Raw genomic sequence first — 15,022 nt, forward strand, 5'->3', positions numbered from 1 at the left:
CTATGCCAAAGGCTGTCATCTGTGAAGCAAATCAGGAAGTTCAGAGAGTTTTAACTGATTATTTAAAATCAGCAGGATTTGAATGTGTTGGTTTTTCCGATTCAAAGGAAGCTCTTAATTCAATAGAAGATGCATCTTTAATTATAGCAGGAGAACAATTTAATGAAATATTTGAAACTATATCTTCACTACCAATGTATCAGAGAAGAGATATTATCGTGATTCTGCTTAGTGACTCAATACCAACAATGGATAGAATCTCTGCATTTGCAAAAGGCGTTGACTTTGTTGTAAATCTTAAAGAGATAAATAACTTTCCAGCAATTTTTAAAAGAGCTTATGCTGAATATCAAAGAACATATAGACTTTTTAAAGAAACTCTTGCAAAGTCATTTTACTAAAACTCTGGCATTAATATTTTTATTTTTGTTCGGTTGTGCGAGTTTACCAAAACCCCTGCAGGATATTCCTGCATTAAGAGATGTGCCATTCAGAGTTGTTAAAGAGAATCCTGATAAATACAGAGATGTTTCTCTTTTATGGGGTGGTAAAATCACAAATTGCTCCAATACTCAGGAGGGAACGGTCTTTGAAATTCTCTATTTACCTCTTGACAGAGAGGGTTATCCAGAGGAGCGGGATGATTCAGAAGGAAGATTTATCGTAATTTCAAAAAATTTCCTTGACTGTGCAGTTTATTCAAAGGGAAGGCTTTTAACAGTAGTGGGTAAATTTAAAGGGCTAAAAGAGGGTAAAATTGATACGATGCCCTATAGTTTTCCTTTTATTGAAGCTCAGGCAACATATCTATGGAAAAAAAGACATAGAGAATACTACTGGCATCCTTCTTTATGGTTCTGGTATGGCTATCCTCCCTGGTATTTTGAATACGGACCCAGATGGTGGTGAAACTCTAAATAATGGGAAAAATTCAAATACTTTCTGAAAGCATTGTAGGAAAAATTGCCGCAGGAGAGGTTGTTGAAAGACCTGCAAGTGTTGTAAAAGAACTTATTGAAAACTCAATAGATGCTGGAGCAAGCTCAATCTCTGTTTACATTAAAAAGTCTGGTATTGCTGAGATAAAGGTAATTGATGATGGAGAAGGAATTGGCAGAGAAGATGTGTTACTTGCTTTTCAAAGACACGCAACAAGCAAAATAAAAGATGAAAAGGATCTTGTCCGAATTTCTTCACTTGGCTTTAGGGGCGAAGCTCTTTACTCTATTGCACAGGTAAGTAAAATAAAGATTACTACTCAACATAGAGCTGAAAATATAGGTACAGAGGCTTATTTTGTTGCAGGTAAATTAAAATGGCAAAAACCAGCAATTACTGAAGGAACAACAATAGAGGTTTCGGATCTATTTTTTAATACTCCTGTAAGAAGAAAGTTTCTCAGATCACCCTACACTGAAAAAGCAAATATTATTGAAGTTGTTCAGAATTACTGCCTTGCTTTCCCAGAAATTTCCTTTTCTTTATTTATTGATGAAGAAGAGATTTTAAATCTTCCAGAGTCAGAAACGAACTATGAGAGGATATGTCAGATTTTTGGTTTGGAGACTGCTGAAACTCTTAAAATTAAGGCGATTTCAGAGGGTGACTATAAAGTTGAAATTTTTTGGGGTGAAGGACTTAAGGGAAGGTACAAAGTTTTTGTAAATAGAAGATATGTAAGAGAGCAGTCAATTGTAAATAGCATATATAAAGCCTTTCAGTTACAGCAACCACAGTTTATTATTTTTATAACTTTACCTCCACAGGATGTGGATTTCAATGTTCATCCAGCTAAAACCATGGTTAGATTTGCAAATCCACAAAAAATTCATAATCTAATTTTTAAAGTAGCAGAACAAAAGCATATATCTACTTCATCCATGGTTGCGGAAGAATCATCTCATTGGGAGGTTATTCCAGTTTCTAATGAGCAAATTCCTATATTTCTCACAGAACCAGTCTTTAATAGAGAACCTGAGTTTTTAACTCTTGGCAATTCCATTGTAGTGATCAAAGAGACTGATGGTGTGATTTTTCTTGACTATCATGCAGCTCATGAAAGAATAAACTTTGAAAAAATTTTAAATGGAATGAAAGAGATGGTTGTAAGACTCGTTTTTCCTGTTATTGTAGATCTTGCTGCTGAAGAGTATATTTTAATAAAAGAGAACCTCTCTACTCTTGATGATCTTGGTATTGAGATTGATGACTTTGGTAAAAACTCAATAATAGTAAGAGCTTTGCCAGATATTATTCAAAAGGGTGATATAGCAGGAATAATTAAAAATATTGCATATGCTATTAAAGAAGACATTGGTAAAGTTGATTTTACTGATTTAAAAAGAAAAATTGCAGCCACCATTGCATGTCATCACTCTCTCAGAGCACATGATAAAATCAACTCTATAGAAATAAAAACTTTACTGCAGGAGCTTGAAAAAACCTCTGATCCTGAACACTGTCCTCATGGAAGACCTATAAAAAAATATTTTCCCATAGATGAGATAAAAAAGTGGTTTTTAAGATAGAGTTGTCACAAACACAGTCTTAATTGTCAAAAAATTGGCATATATATTTCTAAAGAAAGTATCCCATTATATAGAGAAAAAGCTGTGAGTCCTTTAATTTTCATGTCTGGCATAAAGTATGCTAAATGTTATAAATTTAGAAAAGAACTTAAGGAGGTTGAGTTATGCCAAAGGAAAAAGCAAGCACCGCTAATAATGAAACTGAAGGGAAGGAACAGGCAGAGAAACCAAAGAAAAAAAGTAAATTACTAATAATTATCGTTGCTTTAGTTGTTCTATTAGGTGGTGCAGCAGGAGCTTATTTTTTTCTATTGAATAAACCTGCTTCTCAGCAAACTAAAACTGCCACTGAAAAAGAATCTCAGGGTGTAAACTTTGCTCTTGAACCTTTTGTTGTTAATCTCATGGATCAGGGTGGAAGTAAGTATCTTAAAGTTTCAATTCAGCTTGAACTCTCTGATGCAAAACTCTCTGAACAGGCAAAGAATAAAACACCCCAGATAAGAGATGCCATTATAACTCTTTTAACGAATAAGACTTCCGATGAGTTGATTACTCCAGAGGGAAAACTACTTCTTAAGGATGAGATCAAACAGAGAGTGAGTCAGATTCTTGGTGAGAATGCTGTTAAAAATGTTTATCTTACAGATTTTGTGATGCAGTAACCATGGCTGGCGAAGAGATTTTATCTCAAGAAGAAATTGATGCCCTGCTAAAAGGCATTGCAGGAGGAGAAGTAGAGACTGAGACAGCAGAAACTCCTTCGGGGATAAGGCCCTATGATTTTACTTCCCAGGAGAAAATTGTTCGTGGTAAGATGCCCTCTCTTGATATTATTAATGAGCGTCTTGCAAGATCCTTTAGAATATCCCTCTCTTCAGACATAAGAAAAATTGTAGAAATTGTCAATGTAAATGTTAACATTACGAAGTTTTATGACTTTCTACGCTCTGTTCCCTTTCCTTCAAGTTTGAACATTATAAAGCTTGAACCTCTGAGAGGTTTTAGCCTTGTTGTTTTTGATGCACCGATGATTTTCAGTTTAATTGAGTTTTATTTTGGAGGTTCTGGTAAAGGATATTATAAACCTGAAGGAAGAGAGTTTACTCCAATTGAGCAGAGAATCATTCACAAAGTTGTAATGATGTTTCTTGAAGCTATGGAAGAAGCATGGAAACCGGTATTCCCGGTAAAACCTCAATATATTCGGAGTGAGATGAATCCACAGTTTGTTACTATTGTAACTCCTGTAGATGTGGTTATAGAGACAGAGTTTAAGATAGAAATTGAAACAAGAGAGTGTAGAATTATGGTTTGTATTCCCTATTCTTCTGTGGAACCTATAAAAGAAAAACTTTATAGTGCTTTTCTTGCTGACAGGGATGAAGTGGATATGAAGTGGATAGGAAGACTAAAAAGTCAGATAAAACAATCTCCTGTTAAATTAGAAGGAGTTTTAGGCAAGGTAACAATAGATTTTAACACTCTATTAAATCTTAAAGCAGGTGACATAATAACTCTTCAAAAAAGAGTGGACGAAGATGTAGATGTGCTTGTTGAGGGTGTAAAAAAGTTCAGAGGTAAACTCGGCACTTTTAAAGGAAATTATGCAATAAAAATAACAGGGGAGGCATAGAATGGAAGAACAAGAGATTAAACAGCAGGATATGGAGGAATACTCTGAAGAAGAGCTTGATATGGCAAAAGCTCTTGAGATGGAGAAAAAGCAAAAGGTGCAAACTCCAAAGATAGATGAATTTACTCCAACGGAAGAAAAACCTAAGATAAGAGATATAGAGTTCATTCTTGATATTCCCCTTGAGCTAACAGTTGTTATTGGCTCAACAAGAATTCTCGTTCAGGAACTTCTTCAGCTAACACAGGGTTCTGTAGTAGCTCTTGATAAACTTGCAGGAGAGCCAATGGAAGTTTATGTTAATGGAAAGCTTATTGGAAGAGGAGAGGTTGTTGTAGTTAATGAAAAATTCGGCATTAGAATAACTGATATTATAAGTCCACAGGAAAGAGTAAAACAGCTTGGATGAGGTGACTGATGGAGTATTTCAAAATTATAGCATCCTTATTATTAATTATCGCTGCTGTTTATATGGTTCTTAGATTGATGAAAAATAAAATAAATTCAGGTAAGGGATTTATTCAGGTTATTTACTATCAGCCAATAGGTTATAAAAAGGGCATTGGAGTTGTGAAAGCCTTTGATGAGTATCTTCTTGTTGGAATCTCGGAAAATGGAATTAATCTCATAAGCAAGCTTGACTCTTCAAAGATTAAAACAATTTTTGAAGACAACTCTGAGGAAAGAAAAACTGTGTGGCAGAAAATTTTTAAAGGAGGATTATTGAGTCTTTTTGTTGTTTTATTGCCTCATTTCTCTTTTGCAGCTCCTCAACAACCAGCTGGTGGTGGGCTTTTTGGATTTTCATCAGCCGTTGATCTTTTAGTTTTTATAACACTTCTAAGTTTTTTGCCAGCCATACTTATAATGATGACATCCTTTACAAGAATTGTTATTGTTCTCTCTTTGCTAAGACAGGCTTTAGGAACACCTGCAGTTCCCCCAAATCAGGTAATAATAGGACTTGCCCTTTTTTTAACTCTTTTTATAATGTCTCCAACCATTGATAGGGTTTACAATGAAGCTTATGTTCCTCTTTCAAAAAAAGAGATAACCATGGAAGAGGCAATAAACAGAGCATCAGTTCCTTTTAAAGAATTCATGCTGAAGCAAACAAGGGAAAAGGACCTTGCTTTGTTTCTTAAACTTTCAAAAACAGAGGTTAAACCTGCAACTCCAATGGATTTACCAATGAAGATTGTTGTTCCTGCCTTTGCTCTTGGAGAGTTAAAAAGAGCTTTTGAAATTGGTTTTTTAATCTTTCTCCCCTTTCTTGTTATTGATATTGTTGTGGCAAGCATTTTGCTATCAATGGGTATGTTTATGGTGCCGCCAGTTATGATATCAATGCCTTTTAAGATATTGCTTTTTGTGTTGGTTGATGGCTGGCAGCTCATTATAGGCTCTCTTGCAGGAGGTTTCAAATGACGGTAGAGTTTTTAAACTACATATCAAAGCAAACTTTTGAAACAATACTTTTAGTTGGTGGTCCTGTTCTTTTTGTAAGTTTAATTGTAGGTCTTTTGATTGGTCTATTTCAGGCAATAACTCAGTTACAGGAGATGACCATAAGCTTTGTCCCAAAAGTTATAGCTGTGTTTTTAACAATACTTCTTACTATTCCATGGATTGTCAATATAATGACAAAGTTTACAAGAGGAATTTTTGAAAATCTTCCACTGTATGTAAAATGAACTACTTAGATTTGCTTACATCTCAGATTTATAAATTTATTCCTGTTTTTATCAGGATTTCGATAATTCTCTTTTTTATTCCATATATTGGAAGTAGAACAGTTCCTTTAGCCTTTAGATTCTTTTTGGCAATCTCATTATCCCTTGCAATAATGCCCTATGTTCCGCAGAGAGAGGAAAATTTTTTGCTTTCCCTTTTTGATGCGGTAGTTTTTGGATTAGCTATGGGTTTTATGATTAGAGTAATAATTGGAGCAGTAGAGACAGCTTCTCAATGGATGAGTATGCAAATAGGGTTTACAGTTGCAAATGTTTTTAATCCTCAGTTTGGTGAACTTATGGGACCACTTACAGTTTTTTATGAAATGTTTATGATTGCTCTGTTTTTTTCTCTTGATCTTCATTTAAGCCTAATAGAGATTATTGTTAAAACTTTTGAAGTTCCATCCAGGTTATCCTTTGCAGGAAATATAATTAATTTTTCCTATCTTTTATTTCCTTTAGCACTGAAACTTTCAGCCCCTGTTCTGCTTGTTCAGGTTTTGATGAATTTAGGACTTGGATTTTTATCAAGAATTATGCCTCAGGCAAATGTTTTTTTTGTTGGCTTTCCCCTTTTACTTGCCACAGGAATTGCTGTTATGTGGCTTAGCATTCCTATTTTTACTATGGTTATATCAAAGGCATTTATCAATTTTAAAGATGCTTTATCTGCTTTATTGAGGTAAAAAATGCCAGAAGAACTTCAAGAACGAACAGAACAGGCGACCCCGCGAAGGAGAGAAAGAGCCCGACAAAAAGGTGAAGTTCCAAGAAGCCGGGAACTTACAAGTATAGTCAGTCCATGGATAATTTTTCTCTATTTTGTTTTCTCCGGAAGTTTCTTTATTGCATTACAACAACATCTAAAAGAGTCATTTACAAGACTTAATCCTGACTACATAAGTGGTGCTCTCTTTGCCATAATAAAAAGTGAGATAAAATGGTTTTTTTTACAGTTTGCTCCACTTGGAGGAGTTGTTCTTTTTAGTGTATTACTTGTTCATTTTATTCAAACAGGTTTTCTTTTTACAGGAGCTCCATTAGTGCCTGATTTATCAAGAATAAGTCCGATTAAAGGAATAAAAAGATTGTTTTCTCTTAATGCTTTGTTTGAGACAGTAAAGGGTGTTTTGAAACTGATAGCTCTCGGTTTTGTTATATACTTTGTTTTAAAGAAGGATATCAATATCTTGCCACTTTTAATAGATATGGATATAAAAGCTATTGTAGGAGTGAGCTTTGAGAAAATCTACCAACTTTTTCTTGCATGCCTGATAATGCTGACTGTTTTTTCAGGTATAGATTTTGCATATCAGAGATGGCAGTATGAAAGAAATTTGAGAATGACGAAACAGGAAATAAAGGAAGAGTTCAAGGAAACAGAGGGTTCACCAATGGTAAGAGCAAGAATAAGAAGTCTGCAAAGAGAAATAGCAAGAAGAAGAATGATGCAGGAAGTTCCAAAGGCTGATGTGGTAATAACAAACCCTCTTCATATTGCTGTATGTATAAAGTATGACTCTCAAAATATGAATGCACCGAAGGTTGTTGCAAAGGGAGCAAACATTCTTGCCGAAAGAATAAAACAGTTAGCCAGAGCAGCAGGTGTCCCAATCTATGAAAATAAACCACTGGCAAGAGTTCTATATAAAATTCCTGTTGGAGAGGAAATTCCTGAGGCACTTTATAAAGCAGTTGCCACAATTTTAGCAACAGTTTACAACCTTAAAGGGAAGAAGATCGCATGAATATAATGAATTACATAAGAAGTGATGTCTTGGTTGCAGTAGGCATAATTTTGATACTTATTTTCATGATTGTGCCAATTCCTCCTTTTCTGCTTGATCTTTCGCTTACGATGAGTATAACTCTCTCAATTCTTATTATTCTTGTGGCATCCTATGTGAGAAAACCTCTTGATTTTTCTGTTTTTCCATCTATTTTGTTGATTGCTACATTGTTAAGATTGTCTTTAAATATAGCTTCAACAAGACTTATTCTTACCCGAGGAGAACTTGGCACAGAAGCTGCAGGAAAGGTAATTAAGGCTTTCGGTGAATTTGTTGTAAGTGGAAACTTTGTAGTTGGCTTAATTGTGTTTTTAATTCTTGTGATAATCAACTTCATAGTAATCACCAAAGGTGCTGGAAGAATTGCAGAGGTTTCAGCCCGTTTTACCCTTGATGCAATGCCAGGTAAGCAGATGAGTATAGATGCAGATCTCAATGCAGGACTTATTGATGAAAAAGAAGCAAGACGTAGAAGAGAAGAAATAAGCAGAGAAGCTGATTTTTATGGAGCAATGGATGGTGCAAGCAAATTCATTCGTGGTGATGCTATTGCTGCAATAATTATCATGATTATAAACATCATTGGGGGAATTCTTATCGGAGTTTTACAAAAAGGCATGTCTATAGGAGATGCTGTTCAGACTTATGTAATCTTAACAATAGGTGATGGGCTTGCAGCTCAGGTTCCTGCACTTATTACATCAACTGCAGCAGGTATTGTAGTTAGCAGGGCAGCTACTGAGTCAAATCTTGGACAGGATATCCTCAATCAACTTTTTAAAAATCCTAAAACTCTTGCCACAGCTTCAGGTGTTCTTCTTTTACTTGGATTAATTCCAGGACTTCCTCATCTTCCTTTTATAATTATTGCTGTTGTCTCAGGTGCTATTGCCTATCTTATGATTACAAAGGAAAGAAAGGAAAAGGAGGTATTGCCACCTCCTCCAGCTGAAGAAAAACCTATTACAATGGAAGCTCAACTTGAGAGTCTTCTCAGGGTTGATCCCATCTCTCTTGAAATTGGATACAACCTTATTCCACTTGTTGAAGGTGAAAGTTCTCTTGTTGAAAGAATTCGCTCTCTTAGAAAGCAGATTGCCATGGAGATGGGCTACATAGTCCCTTCAATTCATATAAAAGATAATTTAATGTTAAAACCTTCTCAATACAGTATTCTTATAAAAGGTGTTGAAATAGCTACTTCAGAGATAATTCCAGGAAGATTTCTTGCAATCGGTGCAAAACCTTCTCAGGAACTTGAAGGGATTCCAACAAAAGACCCTGCCTTTGGAGTGGATGCTTTATGGATTGAGCAGAAAGATGTATCAAAGGCTCAGATGCTTGGCTTTACAGTTGTTGATGCACCATCAGTGATTGTTACTCATCTTAGAGAAATTCTCAAAAACTATGGTTATGAACTTCTCGGAAAACAGGAAACTCAAAGGCTTCTTGATAATCTTGCGAAAACCCATCCAAGAGTTGTTGATGATTTAATACCCAATCTTTTGAGTCTTTCTCAGGTTCAGAAGGTTCTTCAGAATCTTCTGAGAGAGAGAGTTTCAATAAAGGATCTACAAACCATACTTGAAAGCCTTGCAGAATATGCTAATGTCACAAAGGATCCTGATATTTTAACAGAGTATGTGAGACAGTCACTGTCAAGAAGAATAACAAAAAGTGTTCAAAATCCTGACGGTTCAATTACAGCGATTTTACTTGATCCTTCTTTAGAAAAGACATTTATTGAATCTTTGCAAACAACACCTCAGGGCATGATTTTTGCTCCTGATCCTGTGTTAATGGAGAAAACAGTTGAAAAGGTAAAAGCAGTAGCTGATGAAGCGACAATTAGAGGGTATCAGCCTGTTTTAATCTGTTCACAGGCTATAAGAAGATTTATAAAGAGAGCAATGGAGAGAGTATCTCCTTCTTTACCAGTTTTATCGCCTCAGGAAATTTCTCCAGGAGTAAAAATACTGATGCTTGCTACAGTAAAGCCTGATTGAGGAGGTTTTTATGAAGATAAAAAAGTTTCAAGGTAAAAGCTTTAAAGAGGTGTTGGAAATAGTTAAGAAAGAATTGGGACCAGATGCTGTGATTCTTTCATCTTCTTCTAAAAAAGAACCTCTTTCAAATCGTTCTTACATAGAGGTTACTGCTGCCATAGATGATGGATTAGATTCTGCTCAAGATTTAGGCAGTAAAGTTTATCCTGAAATTAACTCTGCATTTTTTAAAGAGATAGAAAGGCTAAAAACAGAAGTAAGCCTTCTAAGAGAGAGTGTTACAAAATTATTTCCTTGTCTTGATGATCTTTCAAAGAGAGGACTTTATAATTTTCTGATTAAAAATAATGTAGAACCATATCTTGCTCTGATGCTCATAGAAAAGGCTGATAATATGAATGAGTTAAGGGAGGCAATTGAAAAGGATTTAAAAATCTGTAAAAATAATTTTGATGAAGAAAGAGGTTTTATTTTCTATGGATTGCCAGGCGTAGGTAAAACAACGACAATTTTTAAAATGGGTCAAATTTTGAGATCAACTAACGATAAAATAATGATTCTTTCAGTTGATTCAAGAATTTCTTCTGTAGCCTACATAAAGGAAATAGCATTAAAGCTAAAGTGTGAGGCTAAATTTGTAAGTGAAATGAGAGAGCTTTACAAAATAATACACAAGGAAATTGACAGAAAAAAGATACTCGTTGATACTCCCGGAGATACAAACATAAGTGTTGCAGCAGAGCTGAAAAGTATTTTAAAGGATGTGCCTATTAAAAAGTGTCTTATAATGGATGCTTCCATGTCAATGTCTTCAAATACCAAAGCATTGAAGAAAGTTGACACTGGGGCAGTTGATTGTATAGGTTTTAGTAAAATTGATTTAGCTCAGAATTACGGTTCTTTATATAATCTTTCAGTTTTATCAGGTAAGCCTGTAAGTTTTATTACATCGGGAGCTTTTGGTGAGTCTCAGGCTCGGGTATTTCCTCCAAATACAATACCTAATCTTATTGTAGGAGGAGTCTGTGAAAACTAACATACCAAGAATTGTGGCTGTTTCAAGTGGTAAAGGAGGAGTTGGAAAAACAAACTTTGTGGTCAATATTGCTTTAGTTTTTAGAAGTATGCAAAAAAGAGTTCTTCTTATGGATGCTGATATAGGTTTAAGTAATATTGATATTATGTTCGGAGTAGCACCAAAATACAACATAAAACATCTGCTTTCAGGTGAAAAGTCGATTAAAGACATAATTGTTAAAACTTCTGAGGGAATTGATATTATTCCTGCCAGCTCTGGAATAAGAGAACTCACTCAGCTTTCTTACGGACAAAAGATGAAAATCATTGAAGAACTTGAAAATATTGATAAAAACTACGATATTTTTTTGATTGATACAGGTGCAGGGATCTCAGACAATGTAACTTTTTTCTGCTCTGCTGCCCATGACACAATTGTAATTGTTACTCCTGAACCTACTTCAATTGCAGATGCCTATGCATTGATTAAGGTACTTTATAAAGAGTATGGTGAGCAGAATTTTCGTATTGTTGTAAATAGTGTGAGGAATCATAAAGAGGCAAAAGAAACATTTAAAAAACTATCTATGGTTACCGAAAGATTTCTTGGAATATCAATTGATTGGCTTGGAGAACTTCCATACGATGAAAAAATAAAGGAAGCTGTTATTTCCCAGAAACCATACATAACTTTATATCCAACATCAGAGTTTTCAAAAAAACTTGCAGAAATTGCAAAACAGTTTCTTAAAATAGAAGTTGATTTATTAAAAGGAGGAATGCAGTTTTTCCTCAAAAAAGCTTTAAATAAATAGATTTATGCTTTATTCTGAAGATGAAAAAGAGAAAATTATCAAACAGTTTTTACCAAAAATAAAGCACCATGCTTTAAGATATCATAATATTGTTCACTCCGTTATTGAGCTTGAAGATCTAATCTCTGCTGGAATTAAAGGATTGCTTGAAGCATTAAATAAGTACAATCCTTCACTTAATGTACCCCTTGCCTCTTTTATAGAATACAGAATACGGGGAGCTATAATCGATGAAATTCGCTCTCTTGATGTTTTTTCCAAAGAATACAGAAAAAAAGTGGAAGATTTAAAAAAAGCATGGAAAACTCTTAAAGAATCAGGGAAAGAACCTACAGATGAAGAACTGGCAACCTCTCTAAATATTACCCCGACAGAATTGCAGGAGATATATCAGAGCATAACAGCTTCTGATGTAATAGATTTGGACAATCCTGTAATCACTCACCAAGGGGATAAATTAAATCTTTCTGAAGTTATATCAGATGGAAAGGACATCTTTGAAGATATATCTTTTCGTGAACTTAAAGAAAGGCTTACTGCTGCTATTGAGAGTCTTTCAGAAATTGAAAAAATTGTTATTTCTCTATATTACTATGAAGAGTTGAATATGAAAGAAATTGCAAATATTCTGGGAGTTTCTCTTTCAAGGGTTAGTCAGATTCATGGGAAGAGTCTTTTAAAGTTAAAAAATTTTCTTGAAAATAGTTTAATTGAAAAATAATTTTTGTATAATATTATCAAGCGTAATTTTGGAGGTTCAATTATGAAAAACATAAAGCATGTGGTTTTTAAGCTTCTTAATGATCCAGATCCTTCGGTTCGCAGGCATGCAGCAGAAGAATTAAGTAATGGTGATGAGAGAGCAGTTTATCCACTAATCAAAGCATTAAGAGATGAAAGTACAGCGGTTCAGGAAGCAGCAACTCAATCTCTCATCTTTCTCGGAAGTGAAGATAGATTTCTAATAAATTCAGGAGAAGTGATCACATATATGGTTGTTCCTTTGTTAAGAGAAGAAGAGGCATATTTAAGGAATACGGCACTTTTAATAATTAAAGAAATTGGACATAGGTCACCAGAACTTATTTATAAACTACTTAAAGATAAAGACCCTGATATTAGGAAGTTTGCTCTTGACTTAATTGCTGATATAAAAACAGGATTTGATGGAGAAAGGATAATTCCATTGTTAAATGATCCGAATGGTAATGTCAGAGCAGCTGCTGCCCATGCATTAGGAGAACTTAGATACATGGAGGCAATCCCTGCTTTAGTTGAAAGGCTACAGGATGAAGAGTGGGTTGTTTTTTATGTTTTACAGGCTCTTGCTCAACTTCAGGCAGTTGATGCTATAGATAAAATTGGTGAACTTCTCTTAAGCACAGATTCATTATTAATCAAATCAGAAGCAATAGAGACTCTCAGGAAATTAGGAACTGAGAAAGTGGCGGAGCCTCTTTTAAAGTATTTCACTGTTGCAACACGGGATGAAAAAAAGGAGATTGTTAAAGCTTTAATCAGTATAGGAGTTTTACCCGATGGACAGGATTTAAAGGAGGAAATTCTCTCAATTCTTAAAGAAGAAGAATGGGAAGATAAGCTTATAGGACTTAAAGGAGTGAAACTCTTAAATCTTGTGGAAGCAGTCCCGTTAATTGTAGAAGAAGCAGGAGCTCTTGATCCAAACTGCTTTGACTATGAAGAAAAAATTGAAACTTTAGAGTCAGTCTTACTTTCCATAGATTCAGAAGATGAACTTATCGCATTGATTGAAAAAAATAAGCTTAGATATAGAGCAAAAGCTTTTGTGATAACAGTACTTGGAAAACTGAGAAGTAAGAAAGCAGTTCCCGTTCTTTTAAAACTTCTTGAAGACATAAAAAGAGATATAAGAATAGCCTCTGCAAAGGCACTTGGTGAAATCGGAAGTAAAGATGCAATTCAATCTCTCATTAAAAAGAGTCATGAGGATCAGGATGCAAATGTTAGAAAAGCAGCGATAAAGGCTCTTGGAATGATAAGAGCTTCAGAAGCTTATGAGCCGCTCTTTCATTTACTTGAAATAGAAACATATCCAGACATCATTGAAGAAATTGTCTCAGCACTTATATCAATTGATCAGGAAAAGTTTTTAAAAAACCTCAAGTCCTACAGAAGAGAAGTAAAGAAGGCTCTTGCAGATATAGCATATTCAATGGACATTTTAACTATGCTTACTAAATGCGAAGACAAGGAAGTTCAAAAAGCAGCCATATATAGACTTGGTGTATTGGGTACAGAAGAAGCCATATCTAAGGTTATAGAATTTATTAAATCTGATGATAAAGAGTTAAAAAAGACAGCGATATTAGCCCTTGGAGAGGCAAATTTCTGTTCAGAAGAACTATGGAAATGTTTGAACGACGAAGATCCCTGGATAAGATACTATACTGTAAAGGCTGTGAGTAAAGCCTGCGATCCAGAAATTTTAGGAGAAAAACTGCTTCCTCTTTTAGATGATCCCTTCCCTCCTGTAGTAATTGCTACTGTGGAGGCATTAGCCGATATAGTCAATGCAGAAATTTATGATATTTTAGTATCTAAAAAGAACCATCCTGACAAAGGAGTTAGAGAAAAAATAGAGGAGGTTTTACAGAGAATATGACAACATTAACTGCTTCCTCTTCTTTATCCATAAATGATGAAGTATTCAGGCAACTGAGAGATTTTATTTATGAAAAAACAGGAATCTATGTGCCTGACAATAAAAAGTACTTTCTTGAGAACAGACTTAGCAGGATTCTTAAAGAAAAAAACTTTCGTAGCTATGAAGATTATCTTTATTTTTTAAGATACAGTGCAAATAAGCATGATATTGCAAAGCTCTTTGATGCAATCACAACAAATGAAACTTTTTTCTTTAGAGAGCCTCAGCAGTTCGAAGTATTTTCAAATAATCTTGTCCCTCAGATAATCAAGGAAAACTCACAGATGGGAAGAAAAGACATAAAGATATGGTCTGCTGCCTGTTCAACAGGAGAAGAACCTTATACAATTGCAATGATATTGCTTGAAAAACCTGAATTAGTCTCTTTTAGAAAAGAAATATATGCCTCTGATATAAGTGAATCAGTTTTAATGTCTGCAAGAAAAGGTATGTATGGTTCCTATTCTATTCGCAATGTGCCTCCACAGTATATGGCAAAGTATTTTAAAGATTCGGGCGGTGTTTATGTTCTTTCCGAAACTGTAAAGTCAATGGTAAAATTTATGAATATAAATCTCATAGAAGAAAAAGAAGTTAAACAGCTTAAGGGCATTGATGTGGTATTTTGTAGAAATGTTTTGATATACTTTGATGAAAAAGCAAAAAAGAAGGCAGTGTCTTTAATTTATGATGTTTTACGACCTAAAGGATATTTATTTGTTGGAACATCAGAGAGTCTTCATAATATTACAAGAGCATTTCGTCCTGTTGTGATTAATAAAGTTGTAGTATATCAAAAAGTCTGATA

The 15,022-nt window shown here is 34.6% G+C and carries 16 protein-coding genes; all 16 read left to right on the plus strand.

Going from position 1 to position 15,022, the window contains the following annotated elements; all coding sequences use genetic code 11:
- Positions 1-2 precede the first annotated feature (2 nt).
- The 16 genes from TAGGR_RS01970 to TAGGR_RS02045 all read left to right on the plus strand — a co-directional run bounded on the left by TAGGR_RS01970 (position 3) and on the right by TAGGR_RS02045 (position 15,020).
- On the plus strand, positions 3-401 hold the full coding sequence (locus TAGGR_RS01970; protein WP_059175686.1) for a PleD family two-component system response regulator: 399 nt from the start codon (positions 3-5) through the stop codon (positions 399-401).
- Positions 340-909: a Slp family lipoprotein gene (locus TAGGR_RS01975; protein ID WP_082673522.1), complete on the plus strand. Its 570-nt coding sequence runs from the start codon at positions 340-342 to the stop codon at positions 907-909. The genes TAGGR_RS01970 and TAGGR_RS01975 overlap by 62 nt, the downstream gene beginning before the upstream one ends.
- 11 nt (positions 910-920) lie before the next feature.
- A complete protein-coding gene (gene mutL, locus TAGGR_RS01980) occupies positions 921-2,528 on the plus strand; it encodes a DNA mismatch repair endonuclease MutL (RefSeq protein WP_059175688.1) in 1,608 nt (535 codons plus the stop codon).
- A 164-nt stretch (positions 2,529-2,692) separates the two neighbouring features.
- Positions 2,693-3,193: a flagellar basal body-associated FliL family protein gene (locus tag TAGGR_RS01985; RefSeq protein WP_059175689.1), complete on the plus strand. Its 501-nt coding sequence runs from the start codon at positions 2,693-2,695 to the stop codon at positions 3,191-3,193.
- A gap of 2 nt (positions 3,194-3,195) precedes the next feature.
- Entirely contained in the window at positions 3,196-4,164 is a 969-nt protein-coding gene (fliM, locus tag TAGGR_RS01990) for a flagellar motor switch protein FliM (protein WP_059175690.1), read from the plus strand.
- Between the two features lies 1 nt (position 4,165).
- On the plus strand, positions 4,166-4,573 hold the full coding sequence (gene fliN, locus TAGGR_RS11210) for a flagellar motor switch protein FliN (protein ID WP_059175691.1): 408 nt from the start codon (positions 4,166-4,168) through the stop codon (positions 4,571-4,573).
- An 8-nt stretch (positions 4,574-4,581) separates the two neighbouring features.
- Positions 4,582-5,592 carry a flagellar type III secretion system pore protein FliP gene (gene fliP / locus TAGGR_RS11055; RefSeq protein ID WP_082673523.1) on the plus strand — a complete coding sequence of 337 codons (1,011 nt, stop codon included), beginning with the start codon at positions 4,582-4,584 and terminating at the stop codon, positions 5,590-5,592.
- A complete protein-coding gene (fliQ, locus tag TAGGR_RS02005; protein WP_059175692.1) occupies positions 5,589-5,858 on the plus strand; it encodes a flagellar biosynthesis protein FliQ in 270 nt (89 codons plus the stop codon). Before fliP ends, fliQ begins: the two co-directional genes overlap by 4 nt.
- Positions 5,855-6,586, plus strand: a complete 732-nt coding sequence (locus TAGGR_RS02010; protein ID WP_059175693.1) for a flagellar biosynthetic protein FliR — start codon at positions 5,855-5,857, stop codon at positions 6,584-6,586. The genes fliQ and TAGGR_RS02010 overlap by 4 nt, the downstream gene beginning before the upstream one ends.
- A 3-nt stretch (positions 6,587-6,589) precedes the next feature.
- The gene (flhB, locus tag TAGGR_RS02015; protein ID WP_059175694.1) at positions 6,590-7,648 is read left to right on the plus strand and encodes a flagellar biosynthesis protein FlhB; all 1,059 of its coding nucleotides are present in this window, start codon (positions 6,590-6,592) and stop codon (positions 7,646-7,648) included.
- Between the two features lie 5 nt (positions 7,649-7,653).
- Complete coding sequence (flhA, locus tag TAGGR_RS02020) at positions 7,654-9,696, plus strand: flagellar biosynthesis protein FlhA (RefSeq protein ID WP_236698881.1); 2,043 nt, start codon at positions 7,654-7,656, stop codon at positions 9,694-9,696.
- 10 nt (positions 9,697-9,706) lie between these two features.
- Positions 9,707-10,732 carry a flagellar biosynthesis protein FlhF gene (locus TAGGR_RS02025; RefSeq protein ID WP_059175696.1) on the plus strand — a complete coding sequence of 342 codons (1,026 nt, stop codon included), beginning with the start codon at positions 9,707-9,709 and terminating at the stop codon, positions 10,730-10,732.
- Positions 10,722-11,528: a MinD/ParA family protein gene (locus tag TAGGR_RS02030; protein ID WP_059175697.1), complete on the plus strand. Its 807-nt coding sequence runs from the start codon at positions 10,722-10,724 to the stop codon at positions 11,526-11,528. The genes TAGGR_RS02025 and TAGGR_RS02030 overlap by 11 nt, the downstream gene beginning before the upstream one ends.
- Before the next feature lie 4 nt (positions 11,529-11,532).
- Entirely contained in the window at positions 11,533-12,249 is a 717-nt protein-coding gene (locus tag TAGGR_RS02035; RefSeq protein ID WP_059175698.1) for a sigma-70 family RNA polymerase sigma factor, read from the plus strand.
- Positions 12,250-12,291: 42 nt separating this feature from the next.
- A complete protein-coding gene (locus TAGGR_RS02040; protein ID WP_059175699.1) occupies positions 12,292-14,172 on the plus strand; it encodes a HEAT repeat domain-containing protein in 1,881 nt (626 codons plus the stop codon).
- On the plus strand, positions 14,169-15,020 hold the full coding sequence (locus TAGGR_RS02045) for a CheR family methyltransferase (RefSeq protein ID WP_059175700.1): 852 nt from the start codon (positions 14,169-14,171) through the stop codon (positions 15,018-15,020). The genes TAGGR_RS02040 and TAGGR_RS02045 overlap by 4 nt, the downstream gene beginning before the upstream one ends.
- Positions 15,021-15,022: the final 2 nt, after the last annotated feature.

The organism is Thermodesulfovibrio aggregans (assembly GCF_001514535.1).
GTDB classification, from domain to species: Bacteria; Nitrospirota; Thermodesulfovibrionia; order Thermodesulfovibrionales; family Thermodesulfovibrionaceae; genus Thermodesulfovibrio; species Thermodesulfovibrio aggregans.

Coding starts and splice junctions, on each gene's coding strand:
- TAGGR_RS01970 (WP_059175686.1), top strand. CDS start 3: ATGCCAAAGGCTGTCATCTGTGAAGCAAATCAGGAAGTTCAGAGAGTT.
- TAGGR_RS01975 (WP_082673522.1), top strand. CDS start 340: ATGCTGAATATCAAAGAACATATAGACTTTTTAAAGAAACTCTTGCAA.
- mutL (WP_059175688.1), top strand. CDS start 921: ATGGGAAAAATTCAAATACTTTCTGAAAGCATTGTAGGAAAAATTGCC.
- TAGGR_RS01985 (WP_059175689.1), top strand. CDS start 2,693: ATGCCAAAGGAAAAAGCAAGCACCGCTAATAATGAAACTGAAGGGAAG.
- fliM (WP_059175690.1), top strand. CDS start 3,196: ATGGCTGGCGAAGAGATTTTATCTCAAGAAGAAATTGATGCCCTGCTA.
- fliN (WP_059175691.1), top strand. CDS start 4,166: ATGGAAGAACAAGAGATTAAACAGCAGGATATGGAGGAATACTCTGAA.
- fliP (WP_082673523.1), top strand. CDS start 4,582: ATGGAGTATTTCAAAATTATAGCATCCTTATTATTAATTATCGCTGCT.
- fliQ (WP_059175692.1), top strand. CDS start 5,589: ATGACGGTAGAGTTTTTAAACTACATATCAAAGCAAACTTTTGAAACA.
- TAGGR_RS02010 (WP_059175693.1), top strand. CDS start 5,855: ATGAACTACTTAGATTTGCTTACATCTCAGATTTATAAATTTATTCCT.
- flhB (WP_059175694.1), top strand. CDS start 6,590: ATGCCAGAAGAACTTCAAGAACGAACAGAACAGGCGACCCCGCGAAGG.
- flhA (WP_236698881.1), top strand. CDS start 7,654: ATGAATTACATAAGAAGTGATGTCTTGGTTGCAGTAGGCATAATTTTG.
- TAGGR_RS02025 (WP_059175696.1), top strand. CDS start 9,707: ATGAAGATAAAAAAGTTTCAAGGTAAAAGCTTTAAAGAGGTGTTGGAA.
- TAGGR_RS02035 (WP_059175698.1), top strand. CDS start 11,533: ATGCTTTATTCTGAAGATGAAAAAGAGAAAATTATCAAACAGTTTTTA.
- TAGGR_RS02040 (WP_059175699.1), top strand. CDS start 12,292: ATGAAAAACATAAAGCATGTGGTTTTTAAGCTTCTTAATGATCCAGAT.
- TAGGR_RS02045 (WP_059175700.1), top strand. CDS start 14,169: ATGACAACATTAACTGCTTCCTCTTCTTTATCCATAAATGATGAAGTA.